The organism is Pseudomonas sp. GW821-FHT05H12, assembly GCF_059419385.1.
The window spans coordinates 75,262-91,843 of the sequence record NZ_JBWKRS010000001.1 but is presented as its reverse complement, the minus strand read 5'-3'; the positions used below and the strand labels follow the sequence as shown (position 1 = coordinate 91,843).

Annotated in this window: 10 protein-coding genes; 6 read left to right on the top strand and 4 right to left on the bottom strand. The window is 59.9% G+C overall.

All coding sequences use genetic code 11. From position 1 onward, the window contains the following. The first annotated feature begins 31 nt into the window (after positions 1-31). The 6 genes from AC07SU_RS00375 to AC07SU_RS00350 all read left to right on the top strand — a co-directional run bounded on the left by AC07SU_RS00375 (position 32) and on the right by AC07SU_RS00350 (position 11,072). The gene (locus AC07SU_RS00375; protein WP_494995808.1) at positions 32-3,529 is read left to right on the top strand and encodes a response regulator; all 3,498 of its coding nucleotides are present in this window, start codon (positions 32-34) and stop codon (positions 3,527-3,529) included. Beyond that, the gene (locus tag AC07SU_RS00370; RefSeq protein WP_371319340.1) at positions 3,530-4,360 is read left to right on the top strand and encodes a CheR family methyltransferase; all 831 of its coding nucleotides are present in this window, start codon (positions 3,530-3,532) and stop codon (positions 4,358-4,360) included. Further along, a complete protein-coding gene (locus tag AC07SU_RS00365; RefSeq protein ID WP_494995807.1) occupies positions 4,357-4,962 on the top strand; it encodes a chemotaxis protein CheB in 606 nt (201 codons plus the stop codon). The genes AC07SU_RS00370 and AC07SU_RS00365 overlap by 4 nt, the downstream gene beginning before the upstream one ends. Further along, complete coding sequence (locus AC07SU_RS00360; protein ID WP_494995806.1) at positions 4,956-6,149, top strand: hybrid sensor histidine kinase/response regulator; 1,194 nt, start codon at positions 4,956-4,958, stop codon at positions 6,147-6,149. The genes AC07SU_RS00365 and AC07SU_RS00360 overlap by 7 nt, the downstream gene beginning before the upstream one ends. Positions 6,150-6,228: 79 nt before the next feature. Then, positions 6,229-6,606 carry a response regulator gene (locus AC07SU_RS00355; RefSeq protein ID WP_494995805.1) on the top strand — a complete coding sequence of 126 codons (378 nt, stop codon included), beginning with the start codon at positions 6,229-6,231 and terminating at the stop codon, positions 6,604-6,606. Positions 6,607-6,749: 143 nt separating this feature from the next. Next, a complete protein-coding gene (locus AC07SU_RS00350; RefSeq protein ID WP_494995804.1) occupies positions 6,750-11,072 on the top strand; it encodes an Mcf1 protease effector domain-containing protein in 4,323 nt (1,440 codons plus the stop codon). A gap of 39 nt (positions 11,073-11,111) precedes the next feature. Here AC07SU_RS00350 and AC07SU_RS00345 read toward each other — a convergent pair whose 3' ends face one another. The 4 genes from AC07SU_RS00345 to AC07SU_RS00330 form a co-directional block, all read right to left on the bottom strand. Then, positions 11,112-12,707, bottom strand: coding sequence for an ATP-binding protein (locus AC07SU_RS00345; protein ID WP_494996013.1), 1,596 nt, complete (start codon positions 12,705-12,707; stop codon positions 11,112-11,114). Between the two features lie 74 nt (positions 12,708-12,781). Beyond that, positions 12,782-14,281: an ATPase domain-containing protein gene (locus AC07SU_RS00340; RefSeq protein WP_494995803.1), complete on the bottom strand. Its 1,500-nt coding sequence runs from the start codon at positions 14,279-14,281 to the stop codon at positions 12,782-12,784. 143 nt (positions 14,282-14,424) lie between these two features. Beyond that, positions 14,425-15,483 (bottom strand): tetratricopeptide repeat protein, encoded by a 1,059-nt coding sequence (locus tag AC07SU_RS00335; RefSeq protein WP_494995802.1) that lies wholly within the window; start codon positions 15,481-15,483, stop codon positions 14,425-14,427. A 76-nt stretch (positions 15,484-15,559) separates the two neighbouring features. After that, complete coding sequence (locus AC07SU_RS00330; protein ID WP_494995801.1) at positions 15,560-16,453, bottom strand: bestrophin family protein; 894 nt, start codon at positions 16,451-16,453, stop codon at positions 15,560-15,562. Positions 16,454-16,582 lie beyond the last annotated feature (129 nt).

The window sequence follows — 16,582 nt, the reverse complement described above, 5'->3', positions numbered from 1 at the left end:
CGGTTTTTCCACACTTGGCCAAGGCATGCCCATGACTCCTGCGTCGTCCGTCGATGAAAAGAGCTTTCGTAACCTACTGAGCCGAAATGTGGCCTTGCCCCTGGGTGTGGGCGTGCTCAGCGCGGTGTTTTTCGTCTGCCTGATCACCTACTTGCTGACGGTGATCCAGTGGGTGGAGCACACCGACCGCGTCATCAATAACCTCAATGAATCGTCCAAACTGACGGTCGACCTGGAAACCGGCATGCGCGGCTTCCTGATCACGGGCGACGAGCATTTCCTCGACCCTTACGAAGTGGCCAAGCCGCGGATCATTGCCGACCTGCGCAATTTGCAGGACCTGGTGGCGGACAATCCCCAGCAGGTCGACCGCCTCAAACGCCTCGAAGCCTTGCAGATCGAGTGGAACAAGTACGCCCAGTCGATGATTGATATGCAGCGAGAAAGCGGTGACTACCGCAGCGCAGTCAAGGCGGGGCGAGGCAAGCGCCTCACCGATGAGATCCGCAAGGAATACGACGATGCGGTGGCGATGGAGCAGCAGTTCCGTATCACCCGTAACGAAGAGGTCACCCGTACAACGGTGGTCAGTGTCACGTTGTACTTGGCCTTTGTGCTCGGCCTGAGCGGTTTTCTGGCCTATATTGGTCGGAAAAATCTTTTAGCATTATCAGAGAGTTACAACGCAAACCTCGCGTCACAGCAGAGGATTGCAGGGCGCCTGGAACAGCAGGCCTGGCTGCGTAATGGCCAGACTGAACTGGCTGAACAGGTGCTGGGGCAACTGACCCTTAACATGCTCGGCCGCAATATCCTGCAGTTTTTTGCCCAGTACATGGGCTCGGCCGTGGCCGCGCTGTATGTGCGCGAAGAGCATGGCGGCCTGCGGCGCGTGGCCACTTATGGCTTCTCCCGTGAACAGGAGCAGATGGAACAGTCGATCTACAGCGATGAAGGCATCGTCGGCCAGGCTGCCCAGCTGGATCGCCTGATCCGCCTGGACGATGTGCCAGTGGATTACTTCAAGGTCAGCTCCGGCCTGGGCGAAGGTTCGACTCGTAGCGTGCTGGTGATGCCCACCAGTGATGATGACCGCGTCAACGGCGTGATCGAGCTTGGCTTCCTGCGCCCGTTGCAGGAGCGTGACGTGGAACTGCTGGAGCTGATCGCCGGCAATATCGGCACCTCCATCGAGGCCGCCCGCTATCGCCAGCGCCTGCAGGAAGTCTTGGCCGAGACCCAGCAGCTCAACGAAGAGCTGCAAGTGCAGCAGGAAGAGCTCAAGACCGCCAACGAAGAGCTGGAAGAACAGTCGCGCATCCTCAAGGAATCCCAGGCCCACCTGGAAACCCAGCAGGCCGAGCTGGAGCAGACCAACGAGCAACTGGCCGAGCAGACCCAGACCCTGGCCGAGCAGCGCGACGCCATGGACCGCAAGAACGTCGAGCTCAACCAGGCCCAGATGGAGCTCGAAGACCGCGCCGACGAACTGCAGCGCTCGAGCAAGTACAAGTCTGAATTCCTTGCCAACATGTCCCACGAGTTGCGCACACCGCTGAACAGCTCGCTGATCCTGGCCAAGTTGCTGGCCGAGAACCCCCAGGAAAACCTCAGCGCCGAGCAGGTCAAGTTTGCCGAGTCGATCTATTCGGCCGGCAACGACCTGCTGAACCTGATCAACGACATCCTGGATATTTCCAAGGTAGAAGCCGGCAAACTGGAAATGCGTCCGGAGAACTCCAGCGTCGCACGGCTGGTGGATGGGCTGCGCGGCATGTTCGAGCCGCTGGCGGCCGATCGCAAGCTGGGCTTCCAGGTACAGGTCCAGGCAGACGCGCCGGCGATGCTGTTCACCGACCGCCAGCGCCTGGAGCAGATCCTCAAGAACCTGCTGTCCAACGCGGTCAAGTTCACCGAGCAAGGCGATGTGAGCCTGTCGGTATCCCGTGCGCCGGGGGAGGGCATTGCCTTTACCGTGCGCGACTCCGGCATCGGCATTGCGCCGGATCAGCAGGAAAGTATTTTCGAAGCCTTCCGCCAGGCCGATGGCACCACCAACCGCCGCTATGGCGGCACCGGGCTGGGCCTGTCGATCTCCCGCGACCTGGCCACCTTGCTCGGCGGCTACATCAGCGTGACCAGTGAACCGGGCAAGGGCAGCGTATTCACGCTGGTCATGCCCGAGCAGTACGTGGAGCGCGTAGAGGATGCGCCGGCCATTGAGCAACCGCGTCAGGTGGTGACGGCGCCCGCGCCGACGCCAATCAAGGTGTCACCGTTGCCGATGGCCGACACGGCCGCCATCCCACGCTTTGCCGACGACCGCGACAAGGCACCGTTCACCAATCGCTGCATCCTGGTGGTGGAGGATGAGCCCAACTTTGCGCGCATCCTGTTCGACCTGGCCCATGAGCTGGGTTACCACTGCCTGGTGGCCCACGGTGCCGATGAAGGCTACAGCCTGGCCGAAGAGTTCATCCCGGACGCGATCCTGCTGGACATGCGCCTGCCCGACCACTCCGGCCTGACCGTGCTGCAACGCCTCAAGGAACACGCCGATACCCGCCACATTCCGGTGCACGTGATTTCCGTGGAAGACCGCGTCGAAGCCGCGATGCACATGGGCGCCGTGGGCTATGCGGTCAAACCCACTACCCGCGAAGAGCTCAAGGACGTGTTCGCACGCCTGGAAGCCAAGCTGACCCAGAAGGTCAAGCGTGTGCTGCTGGTGGAGGACGATGACCTGCAACGCGACAGCATTGCCCGCCTGATCGGCGACGATGACATCGAAATCACCGACGTCGGCTACGCTCAGGCCGCACTCGACCTGCTGCGCACCAACGTCTATGACTGCATGATCATCGACCTCAAGCTGCCGGACATGCTCGGCAACGAGCTGCTCAAGCGCATGGCCACCGAGGACATCTGCTCGTTCCCGCCGGTGATCGTCTACACCGGGCGCAACCTGACCCGTGATGAAGAGGCCGAGCTGCGCAAGTATTCGCGCTCGATCATCATCAAGGGTGCGCGCTCGCCGGAGCGCCTGCTGGACGAAGTGACACTCTTTCTGCACAAAGTCGAATCCCAGCTGTCCCATGACCGCCAGAAGATGCTCAAGACCGCGCGCAGCCGCGACAAGGTCTTCGAGGGGCGCAAAATCCTGTTGGTGGACGACGATGTGCGCAACATCTTCGCCCTGACCAGCGCCCTGGAGCACAAAGGCGCCGTGGTGGTGATCGGGCGTAACGGCCGAGAAGCCATCGACAAACTCAATGAAGTCGACGATATCGACCTGGTGTTGATGGACGTGATGATGCCGGAAATGGACGGTTACGAGGCCACCGCCTTGATTCGCCAAGACCCGCGCTGGAAAAAGCTGCCGATCATCGCGGTGACGGCCAAGGCCATGAAGGACGATCAGGAGCGCTGCCTGGCAGCCGGCTCCAATGATTACCTGGCCAAGCCGATTGATCTGGACCGTCTGTTCTCACTGATTCGCGTGTGGCTACCCAAGATGGAACGCATTTAAGTGGAGCGAAGTTTTTTGGACAAAAGCAGCGATATTGAGCTGCGCCTGTTGATCGAGGCGATATACCTCAAGTACAGCTACGATTTTCGCGACTACTCCGGCGCGTCGGTCAAGCGCCGCGTGGCGCATGCCCTGCGCCAGTTCGACTGCGCGACGATTTCGGCGCTGCAGGAGCGGGTGCTGCATGACCCGGCGGCGTTCATGCAATTGCTGCAGTTTTTGACGATTCCGGTGAGCGAGATGTTTCGCGACCCGTCGCACTTCCTGGCGATCCGCCAGGAGGTGGTGCCGCTGCTCAAGACGTACCCGTCGATCAAGATCTGGATCGCCGGCTGCAGCACGGGCGAGGAGGTGTACTCCATGGCCATCCTGCTGCGTGAGGAAGGGTTGCTGGAGCGCACGATCATCTACGCCACGGATATCAACCCGGCGTCGCTGGACAAGGCCAAGCAGGGGATCTTCTCCCTGGAGAACGTGCGCGCTTACACCGCCAACTATCAGCAAGCCGGTGGCCAACGTTCATTTGCCGACTACTACACCGCGGCATACGATTACGCGATCTTCGACAAGACGTTGCGCGAGAACGTGACCTTCGCCGACCACAGCCTGGCGACCGACAGCGTATTCTCAGAAACTCAATTAATTTCGTGTCGTAACGTATTGATTTACTTCAATAAGAAATTGCAGGATCGTGCGTTCGGATTGTTTCATGAGTCGCTGTGTCACCGCGGCTTCCTGGTGCTGGGCAGCAAGGAAACCCTGGATTTTTCCGCGTTCGGCAAACAATTCGAACCCTTGGTCAAGCAAGAACGGATCTACCGAAAACTATGAACACAGTGGCGGCCGGCCCGGCACGTGTCCCGGGGATAGAGGCGATTGTGATCGGCGCATCCGCAGGCGGCGTCGAGGCTTTGTTGACGGTGTTTGGCGAGCTGCCGAGCGACTTCGGCTTGCCGATCATCACCGTGCTGCACTTGCCGGACGAGCGCCGCAGCCAACTGGCCGAGGTGTTCGACCGCCGTGTGGCGATGCCGGTGGTCGAGGCGCGTGACAAGGAAGCGATCCGCCCTGGCACCCTGTATTTTGCCGGCCCGGGTTATCACCTGTCGGTGGAGCATGACCGCAGCCTGTCGTTGAGCCAGGAAGACCGGGTGCACCATTCGCGGCCGGCCATCGATTACCTGTTCGAATCCGCCGCCGATACGTATGGCGCAGGCCTGATGGCCATCCTCCTGACCGGCGCCAACCACGATGGTGCCCGTGGCCTTGCCCAGGTCAAGCAAAAGGGCGGAACCACCGTGGTGCAAGACCCTGCCGAAGCACGGGTGGCCGTGATGCCCCGGGCGGCCCTGGCACTGCATACACCTGACCACATTCTTTCTTTGAGCCGCATTGGCTCATTGCTGGCTTCCCTGGAATATTCCCCATGTTAAGTACTGTCCAGGCCAAACTGCTGATCGTTGACGATCTGCCGGAAAACCTGCTGGCCCTCGAAGCGCTGATCAAGCGCGAGGACCGCCAGGTGTTCAAGGCATTGAGCGCCGACGAGGCCTTGTCACTGTTGCTGGAGCACGAGTTCGCCATGGCGATTCTCGACGTGCAGATGCCCGGCATGAACGGTTTCGAGCTGGCCGAACTGATGCGCGGCACTGAAAAGACCAAGAACATCCCGATCGTGTTCGTCAGCGCCGCTGGGCGCGAACTCAACTACGCGTTCAAAGGCTACGAAAGCGGCGCCGTGGACTTCCTGCACAAGCCGCTGGATATCCATGCGGTGAAAAGCAAGGTCAACGTATTCGTCGACCTCTACCGCCAGAGCAAGGCCATGAAGCAACAGGTCGAAGCCCTGGAACGCAGCCGGCGCGAACAGGAACTGCTGCTGACGCGCCTGCAGGCCACCCAGGCCGAGCTGGAGCAGGCAGTGCGCATGCGCGATGACTTCATGTCGATCGTCGCCCATGAGGTGCGCACACCCCTCAATGGCCTGATCCTCGAAACCCAGCTGCGCAAGATGCACCTGGCCCGGGATAACGCCGCCGCGTTCACCCTCGACAAGATGCACGCCATGGTCGACCGCGATGAACGGCAGATCCAGAGCCTGATCCGCCTGATCGAAGACATGCTCGACGTGTCGCGCATCCGAACCGGCAAGCTGTCGATCCGGCCTGCGCGGTTTGACCTGGCGCAGCTGGTGCACAACCTGGTGGAAAACTTCGCGCCGCAAGTGGCCGCCGCCGGGTCGTCGATGCAACTGACCGTCGAAGGGCCTGTGGAAGGCAACTGGGATGAGTTCCGCATCGAACAGGTCATCACCAACCTGCTGACCAACGCCCTGCGCTACGGGGCCAAGAGCCCGGTGGATGTGCGGGTGTACACCGAACACGGTGAAGCACGGGTGGAAGTGCGTGACCGGGGGATTGGTATCAGCGAAGAAAACCAGAAGCGCATTTTCCAGCAGTTCGAGCGGGTCTCGGCCAGCCACGTCGCGGCCGGGCTGGGCCTGGGGCTGTTTATTTCAGAGCAGATCGTCGCGGCCCATGGCGGCACTATCGAAGTCGAAAGCCAGATAGGCGAGGGCGCCCTGTTCCGGGTGTGCCTGCCCCTTGAAGCGTCGGCATGAAATCAATCGTCAGCTTGACGCAACCTTCTGCGTGACCCCATGGTCGTAATTGCAGCTATTGACCGGACAAAGGCTTCCCATGAGTGAAGATGCACAAGATGTCGTCCTGATCGTTGAGGACGACGAATCCATTATGTTTGTGCTGGGTGAATACCTGGCGGGCCAGGGTTATCGGGTCTTGAAAGCCATCGACGGCGAACAGGCCTTCAAAATCCTGGCGACCAAACCGCACCTGGACCTGATGGTCACTGATTACCGCTTGCCGGGCGGCATTTCCGGGGTACAGATCGCCGAGCCCGCGATCAAGCTGCGCCCGGAGCTGAAAGTCATCTTTATCAGCGGTTATCCGCAGGAAATTCTGGAATGCAACAGCCCGATTACGCGCAATGCGCCGATTCTGGCCAAGCCGTTTGATCTGGATACATTGCAGGAGCATATCCAGCGTTTGTTGGCGTAGCGTTCTTCCCGTCAGAACATCTGCTCATACTTTGACAGGCTGCCCCGTGGAATCCTGCGGGGAGTTTCCACACTCAGATAATGCTATTTCCGACCTTCTACGCTCTGAAGGCCTGATGAAGATATCTAACTACGGAAACCCAGATGATCCCTACACATACGGCTTCGCACAGGCTTTTGACGCCCCCTCCAAGCAGGCTGGTTCCCCCCGTTTCGCCGAACGCCCAATTCGGTACGGCATCCGCGCTCAATAACGATTTTGCCTCCCGCACCAAACGTAGCATTGATGCTCCCCTGAGTACGCCGTTGCTGGCAGCGCGCCTGCAACGCGTTGCTGCCGAGACGCCAGAGGCAGCATCGGGAGACAGTAAAAATATCGAGTACTTTCGCCAAGCAATGATTGAGGGTATCCGGCAAGACATCCCACTGTTCAAAGAGCAAAAGAGCCGAAACCCTGCTGGGATGACACAGGAACAGTTGGACGAGCAGGCCAGCGAGCGCATAGCGAACCTTCTTCAAACAATTCAAATGAAGGTCGAACCGAACTCTACCTACGCGCATTTGTACAAGTTGGGGGCAGCGGGCACGGTCAGTCTCAAGCAATTCATTCTCGACCATGGCTGGATTCTGCCATCGAGCAGCAACGAGTTGAGAAACCTACTGAATTACCTCCAGCGCCCCATGCTCCCGGTGCAAGTATTTGGCGATTGCGGCGGCGCGATGTCATGGCCGCAACCGACTCCTCATGAGCAGCTGTTGGGCGCCTATTACCATCCGGTGCAGACACTGGAAATGCCTGATGGCTCCGAACTGTTCGGTTTGTTGACATCAAAGCTGTCGCTCAGCCAAACCGAAGCCGTTGATCCGAAACAGGTGATCCGTGCCTTGCTTGATTCTCCGGCCGGCCAGGAGGTCGGGCGCGTGCTGCACGATAAATTTGGCACCGTGCCGATGCCCGATGGTGACACCGACTGGCTCCTGACGGCATTGCAGGTTTCTCTAGACCGAGAGAGTGTTCTGGGTCAACAGCCTCCACCCCGCAACCGAGTGGCCGGGTTCGATCTGGCGGATAGCCGCTTCTGGGGCAAGCCGCCTTCGGTGGTCGTGGCCGGACTCACCGAACATCTCAAGAAGTTGAACCGCGCGAGCGAGGCTATGGCACCAACGGCAGCCTATCTATTGCTCGCCCGCAACGCCCCGCAGTTTCTGGTCAAGGGCGTCCCGCCTGGCGTGGTGTATGGCTCCCACAGTTGGGCCAGCCTGTGCACGGCGGTTGCGCGTATCGAGGCACAGGCTCCGGGGAGCGCTGCCACCATGAGCTACGGGCAGGTCATGGCCTTCGACAACGTAGCCCCCGTCACGCTGGCTGATCAAATGGTAGAGCGACATGCGCAGAATGAGGCGATCATCGACTGGGCCGTATGTCATAGCATCATTCCTGCCAATCCCTCTGGTCACTACACGCCAGAACAAATGCTGCGGATCAGGAGCGCCTTCGACGAAGAGGTAAGCCGACTGGCCCAGGCATCGGCGGTCCAGCGGGCCGACATCCCCAGCCGCAAACAGGTCGCCGTGGATTGGCTAAAAGAAGCGTTTGGCGCCGATACGGATTACGAGAAAAAATGTATTTACCCCGAGCCATCGCTCAATGACTTCCCCGGTCCTTACTCGGTGGCAGACCTGGTTATTGAAGGCAAGTTATTGTACGCACCTGTTATAACCCTACCCAGGCATTCGTTCAGAGCGGCGGTGTTCCGCGAGGTGACCGTTCAGTGGAAGTCAACGGATCCGGGCGTGCCCATCGCCCAGATTGTCAGCCAGGCGAAAACCCTGACGTTGCCTGACCTCAATCAACGGTTCGAGGCTAAGGCCAACGAGCATCTGGATCAGCTCGAAGTCAGCTCCTTTGACGCCATCGTACACATGCTGACCAACTTGCCCCTGGAAGACCGGGAGTTCATCGAATATGGCAAGGTCGAGGTCTACCGCGAGGAGTTGATCCATCATCAGCCCTTGTCCTTTCCCTATTGGCGCCGTGGGCAGCCGGACGGGCAAAAGCCGTTGCTCGTCCGTGCCGAACGCGAGGGCAACATCAGGTTTTACGAAGTAAATCCCAATCAACACAAGATTATCCCGAGACCCGACCTTGAGCGCGATTTCAGGGTGGGACACAGCGCGTTCAAGTACCGCTACGAACTTCATCCCAAGCCAATCGATGATGACAAGATCAAGGTGACGAACTATGCGGATATTCCGCGGGATCGACGCTATATCGAAAAGGTGTCGATTGCTCCAGAGGACGAGCAGCGTTTCGCCGAACGCCCGGGTATTTCTGACATTCCCAAGACGTCCGGCAGTACTCGAACCTTTCGTATCGCCCAACTGGTGCGGGACAATATGTACGATCAGGTACGCGAGAAGCTCCTCAAAGAGGCTAAAGGCCTGACGACCTTTGAAAGTGAAGTCCCGTTCATTCGCAAATTTCGCGATTTTTTGCTCAATCTCATCCCCCTGCGCTCGGCCATTGTCAACTTCAGTCGTGGCAATATTGGCGGCGGGATTCAGGATCTGTTTTTCGATACGTTGGGGTTTGTCATCGCCGGCGCGTCAGCGGCGGGGCAGGCCGGGCGAGTTATCAACACTGCCGGTTCGGCGACCTCCAAGGCCTGGCGCGTGGGCTCCATTATCGGGCGCGGTGCCATCGGCGCACTGAGTCCGATTCCCGGCGTCGAGAACGCTGTCGCGGGGGTGGGCCGCTCGGGAATCGCCAGCGCGTCTCGCGCCCGAGCTGTGATTAATCGCGTTCGTGGCGCTACGGGGCACTATGACCTGCTCAAAACCAGCAAGCATTTCGATGCCGCGGCAACAGGCACTTATAAGGTAGGAGGGGAAATCGTCGAGGGCTCTGCCGTTCTGCACCACGGCAAATGGTATCCCTACTCTCCCGCATCCGGGCGCCCCTATGGCGCGGCGATAGACGATTTCACCCCCTCGTTGCGCGCCGGTGGCGAGCACCTGGAAAGCTGGCAAGGCGCCGCACCTGTATTGTCCGAGCAGTCCAGGCGCATTCGCGAAAGCTTCAAATCCCTCAGCCAAAAACTTAAGGAGGGGCCCCACAATGCAGAATTCAGCCACGGCTACGGCAAGGGTGACCCACACAGCATCAAGGGGTTTTCACCCAAGCTGAACTCTGAGCAGGTCATGAAGCTGGCACAGACCCAGGGGCTGACGCCTGCGCAGGTGGGCACGCTGGTGCGCCAGCAGGAACGCCTTGCGGTGCAGCATGCGTTCAGTGGCGTAAAACAGGCGCAGTCGCTCATTGATGCGGCCGGCGGTACTTTCACCCCCAACCCACAGCTGTTTTACTTCAGCCAAGTCGATTCGCTTTCGCAAGGCCAATGTGCGGCGCTTTCAAGGATCATGGCCTCTGCAATGGAACAGGGAAAAGCTCAAACGCTGGTTGAAAACATGTTCAGCGTCGCTGCGCACCCCACACATCCGGCGTCCACGGCATTTACTAAAACGCTGTACGACGCACAAAAACAACTGGGTAGCCCGACGGTTTTCCATGCCGGTAACCCCGTACGGCAAATCTCCCATCATGAACTGATCGCCGAGCTGGGCCGTGCCGACACGTCCATGACCCTGATGATCGATTCGCCAGGACACGCGATGATGGCTGGGGTGAAGGTTGAGGGTAGCCACAAGCAGTTCTTCTTCTATGACCCCAACCTGGGTATTGCCAGTTTTCCAACCCAAGAGGCCATGGAACAGGGCTTGAAAGCGTTGTTTACCCAGAAAAAACCGGCCGTCCCTTACCGCACCTATAGCAACAACCCTGACCGGCTCGAATTCAAGGTCAGTCGCCATGATGAGGGTTGGACGAGCAAGGCGAGCATTCATGAAACGTCGATCAAGCAGTTGTACGAGAAACCTGTCGATACGTCGGTAACGAACACCGGCCAGCAAGTGACCAAGACCATTCCAGTGGAACCCGTTCGCATTTACGTACCCGTCACGGAAGCGGCTCAAAGCCAAGATGCCCATTCGGTGCTGTATACCCGTGGTATCAGCGATTGCACGGCATTGGTGGTGCTGACCGATCTGAAAGACGGGATTTATCACAAGCGCACCCTGATACACCTGCAAGGCGGCGTGGCCGATCCACAGATGCTGCCGTTGTTGAAACAGCTGGATGCATCGCTGGCAGGCGGTGGCAAAGTTATCTTCATCGGTGGTGATAGCGCACGCAGTGCCCAGGGCCTGGCCAGTTCCTTGAAGCAAACACTCGGAGATAGCCAGCCGCTGCTGGACATCATCAACAGGCAGCCTCAATCGACGGTATTGGCCACCGCATCCGGTATCGATGTGAAACCCGATGGGACGTTTGATCTGATAGAAGGCCTGCACCCCACGCAGGTGCTGGATGCCGCGGCGAAAAAACAGGTCTACGATCGAATCGATTGATTCGGAAAGAGGCGTGGGCTGGATTAATCAGCCCACGCGTCAGGTTCTGATCATTTCTCGGACTTTGGCGGTCAGCAGGTCGAAGGTGAAGGGCTTGGTGATCAACTGCATCCCCGGGTCGAGAAAACCGCCGCGTACCGCCGCATGTTCGGCGTATCCGGTAATGAACAGCACCTTGAGTTCCGGGCGGATCTGCCGGCCGATTTCCGCCAGTTGCCGGCCGTTCATACCGGGTAAGCCAACATCGCTGATCAACAGGTCAATACGCTGGTCCGACTCGATGATCGGCACTGCCGTATCGGCGTCGCCGGCTTCGACAAACCCATACCCCAGCTCCTTGAGCACCGCACTGACCAGCACCCGTACCGCCGGGTCATCCTCGACAATCAGCACAGTTTCACCGGCATTGGCAAACGGCAGCAGCGCAGGGTTGGCCGCCTCGACCTGGGCGATTTCGCCGAGGAAGCGCGGCAGGAACAGACTCACGGTGGTGCCTTTGCCGACTTCACTGTGAATCGTCACATGCCCATGGGACTGGCGGGCAAAACCGTAAATCATCGATAAGCCCAGCCCGGTGCCCTGGCCGATCGGCTTGGTGGTAAAAAACGGGTCGAACACCCGGCTCAAGAGGGTTTCCGGAATGCCGCAGCCTGTGTCGCTGACGCTCAGCTCCACGTAATCACCGGGTCTCAACGTGCCATAAGCGGCAGTAAACACGCTGTCGAGGTGACGATTGGTGGTTTCGACCATCAACTGACCGCCATTAGGCATGGCATCCCGGGCATTGATCACCAGGTTGAGAAGGGCGCTTTCCAATTGGTTGGGGTCCGCTTCAGCGGTCCACAGTTCATGGGTCAGGCGCATGTCCAGGGCGATGCTTTCGTTGATGCTGCGCTGCAACAACTCACCCATGGAACTGACCAGTTGGTTGATCTCCACAGGCTTGGAGTCCAACGACTGGCGACGGGAAAAGGCCAGTAGGCGATGGGTCAGGCCGGCAGCGCGGTTGGCCGAGGTCACGCCCAAGTCGATCAGGCTGTCGAGGTCGTCCAGCTTGCCCCGTGCCACGCGACGTCGCAGCAGCTCCAGGCTGCCGATGATGCCGGTGAGCATGTTGTTGAAGTCATGGGCGATGCCGCCAGTCAATTGGCCCACCGCTTCCATTTTCTGCGACTGGCGCAGTGCATCCTCGTTGTAGCGCAACTGGGCGGTACGCTCTTCTACCTGCTGTTCAAGGGTTTCCAGGGTGCTTTGCAGGCGCCGTTCGCTTTCGCTCAAGTCGATCAGGCGGTCGCGCGCTTCGTATTGCCGGCGTCGACCGCGCAGGGCGGCGCTGACCATACTGATCAGGGTGACCGGATGAAACGGCCGCTCCAGGAAAGTTACGTTGCCCAGCAGGCCGCTCAGGTGAGACGAGCCGTTCTGTTCGCTGCCGCCGTGATGGGTCATCAGCACGATCGGCAGGTCAGACCACGCCGGCTGCTGGTGCAGGTACTCCAGGAGCGGGTCCAGCTCAACGCCGCGCAAGGCTTCGGCCGCGATCACCAGCAAGCCGGCACCTTGCTCCAGCGCGTCGCACAGGTGGGCCAGATTGTTGGCAACGATTCCGCTGTAGCCGGCTTCGTTGAGCATCATCAGCGCCAGGGTGCTGTCGCGTCCCAAAGGCGCGAGGATAATCGCGCGCTCGGAGACCGGGTTCGGGTCGGCCACTAGCCCTCATCCTTGAGCAGAGGCGAACCGGCACCCAGGTAGGTAGGAATGCCGCGCAGTACGCCCTGGAAGTTGTCCAGCGGTTCGCCTACGGTCATGCCACGGCTACCGATACGGTATTCACGGATGGTCGATTCATGGGAGCCGGTGCGCTTCTTGATGATCGAGATCGCCCGGCGCACTTTGCCCAGCGCTTCGAAGTAGCGCAGCAAAATCACAGTGTCGGCCAGATAAGTGATGTCCACCGGCGCCTGCATGTCGCCGACCAGGCCATGCTGGGCCACGGTCATGAAGGTGGCTGCGCCGCGTCGGTTGAGGTACAGCAGCAACTCGTGCATGTGCAGGATCAGCGCATTTTCTTCCGGCATCGCGGCCTGGTAGCCGTTGACGCTGTCGATCACCACGGTCTTGATCCCGCGCTCATCCACACAGCGCCGTACGCGGTGGGAGAACTCGCCGGGCGACAACTCCGCGGCGTCCACCTGTTCGATCAGCAGGTTACCGGTAGCTTGCAGCGCCGCCAGGTCGATGCCCATGTTTTTCATGCGTTCGAACAGCAGGCCCAGTTCTTCATCAAAGATGAAGAGGGCGGCTTTCTCGCCACGGGCCACGGCGGCGGCAGCGAAAATCATCGAGATCAGCGATTTACCCGTACCGGCCGGGCCGAGAATCAGGCTGCTGGAGCCGGTCTCGATACCGCCGCCCAACAGCGAGTCCAGTTCCCTGATGCCACTGGTCAAGGTTTGACGGCTGTAGCCACCCCGATGTTCGGCAGCGACGAGGCGCGGGAACACCTGCACGCCGCCTTGCATGATGGTGAAGTCATGGAAGCCGCCGCGGTATTTCTGGCCGCGGTATTTCACCACCCGCACCCGACGCCGTTCAGCGCCGTAGTTGGGGGTCAGTTCTTCCAGTCTAATCACCCCGTGGGCCACGCTGTGCACGGTTTTGTCGAGGGATTCGGTGGTCAGGTCGTCCAGTAGCAGGACGGTGGCGTCGTAGCGCACGAAGTAATGCTTGATGGCCAGGATCTGCCGGCGATAGCGCAGGGAGCTTTGGGCCAGCAGGCGGATCTCGGACAGGCTATCGACCACCACGCGGGTGGGCTTGACCCGTTCCACCACTTCGAAGATCTGCCGGGTCGCTTCGCCCAGTTCCAGGTCCGAGGAGTACAGCAGGCTCTGCTGGTGCTCGGCGTTGAGCAGGCTCTCGGGCGGGGTCAGTTCGAAGATATGGATGTTGTCATCCAGGTCCCAGCCGTGGGACTTGGCGCCCTGGCGCAATTCGCGCTCGGTCTCGGACAAGGTGATGTACAGCGAACGCTCACCGTTTTTGGCTCCGGCCTGCAGGAAGTGAAGGGCCACGGTGGTCTTGCCGGTCCCCGGCTCACCTTCCAGCAGGAACAGGTGGCTACGCGATAGCCCCCCGGAAAGAATGTCATCAAGACCTTCGATCCCGGTGGCGGCTTTGTCGTTTAACAGCGCATTGGATGTAGACAAGAAGTACCCTCAAGTCACGTACAAGTAGAGGTGCGCGCCGCTCGGGGCGCGCCATATTTACTTGACCGTAGTGGCACGTGGCGGTTCAACGCTTGTTGAGATTTGTACAACGAGAGTTTGGTTTTACAAGTTTTTGGAGTCGACTACAGGCCTTGCTGCAACGCGGGGTCGTCCGGATTCTGCTGTTCAAGCTGCGCCAGCAACACCTGCACATTCTGCAACTGACCGGTTTCCTTCCAGTAGTTGATCAGCAACACCCGGGCTTTGCGATTGGCGGGGTGGCGCTGGACGATCTCTTCCAACTGGCGTTGGGCGGCTTCCAGTTCTTCCTGGGCATGCAGGGTGGTGGCCAGGTCGTAGCGGTAATCCTGATTGTCCGGCTCCAGTTCCACAGCCTTGGACAATCCGAGCAGTGCGTACGGGCGTTCACCATGGTGCAGCAGCCACATGCCCAGGGCGTGTTGCAGGTAGGCCGACTCCGGGTGAGCCGCCAATTGGCGCGCCAGCAGTTGGCGGGATTCTTCGGTCTTGCCTTGTTTATCCAGCAGCTCAATTTGCGCGACCACCGCTTGCAGGTTGTCCGGCTGCAGGCGGATGGCTTGCTCCAAGGCGTTTTGTGCGTCTGGCAACAGGGCGCTGTGAATATAGAGGCGCGCCAGTTGAATCCAGCCCTCGGCGGTTTCGGGTTGGCCCTTGAGCTTTTTCACGAATTCATCGAGTACTTGCTGCAAGGGCCCGAAGTACAAGCCCAGGGTGTCCGGCGAGAGGCCGAGCAACGCGTTGGCGGCGGCGAAGCGCACGTCTTGTTCCGGGTCATCCAATACAGGGCCAAGCAACAAAGTGCGCTGGCCGGTGGGCACCAGGCCGACAATGCTGTGGATCGCGGCTTCGCGTACCAGCGGGGCATCGTTGGCCAGGTCTTTATCCGCCAGTTTCAACGCCTGGGGGCTTGGGTAGTTGGGCAATTCGGCGTGCAGCGCGGCGCGGCGCTCGGGCGAAAGGTCGGGGCGGCCCAACTGTTGATACAGCACGCGAGCGGCTCCCGGCTCACCGTTATGCGCCTGGCGCAGGGCCTTGGCGTAACCATGGGCAATCGCCGGTGGCACGGTCACTTGGGGGGAGCGGGAGAAAAACCAGGTGATGAGCACAATAGACAACAGGGCGCACAGGCCGATGAGGGCGTAACGGCGTGACTTTGACATGCAGGCGTCCAAAAGCTGGGGCAGCTATCGCAAAGCCACCAGCTTCGGTCAGACCACGGCGAGTGTCAAACCCGCATCAGGTGAGCACGTACTCAACGGGTTCCAGGGGCGGGGGCAGGTCGGTTTCGCCCAAGGCGGCGCGGACCTCCCGTTCCAGCGTGCGCAAGATGGCGTTGCACGGCAGGTCGTTCTCGTCGAAACCGAAGGGGTCTTCCAGGTCATCGCCAATTTCGTCCAGGCCAAAGAACGTGTAGCTGACGATGGCGGTGAACACCGGCGTCAACCAGCCCAGCGGCTCGGCCATGGCAAACGGCAGCAGGATGCAGAACAGGTAGATGGTGCGGTGCAGCAGTAGGGTGTAAGGGAAGGGCAGCGGCGTGTGCTTGATCCGCTCGCACGAGGCCTGCACCTGGCTGAGGCTGACCAGCCGGGCTTCCAGTTGGGTGTAACGCCACTCGCTGATCACGCCTTGCTCGGTCAACGCGGAAAAGCGCGCGCCGAGTCGTTGCAGAACTTGATCCGGCAGGTTCGGATGCCCTTGATCGACCGGGGTCCAGGGCGTGATAGCACGGGTTTCATCCTCCAGGCGCAAGCGCGCGATCAGCCCATGGGCAAACCCGCAGAGCCCGCGCAAAACGCCGGCACGCTCAGGCGTATCACCAAGCACCTGAGTCTCGCGGATCAACGAGCGCACATCGATGATCATTTGCCCCAATTGCTTGCGCCCCTCCCACCAGCGGTCATAGCAGGCGTTGTTGCGAAAGCTCATGAAGATCGACAGCGACAGGCCCAGCAACGTGAAGGGCGTGGCGTTGACCTTGGAAAAGTAGGCCGGGTGCCAGGTTTCTACCAGCACGATCACCGAAGCCAGCAGGGTCACCAGCAGGCTGCGCAGGGCAATGCGCTTGGCAATTGAGCCCTTGAGGGAAAACAGGATACCCAGGAGGTTGGGTTTGGGACGGACAATCATCGAGGGGCTTCTTATGTGGCGCAGGCCCTCAGGTTAGAAGCTGGCACCCGCGACGTCCAATCGCTTGGGCCAACCCATTGATAAGCGCGCTCAATGATTGGCCAAACCAGTCAGCCATGTTGAAAGCTT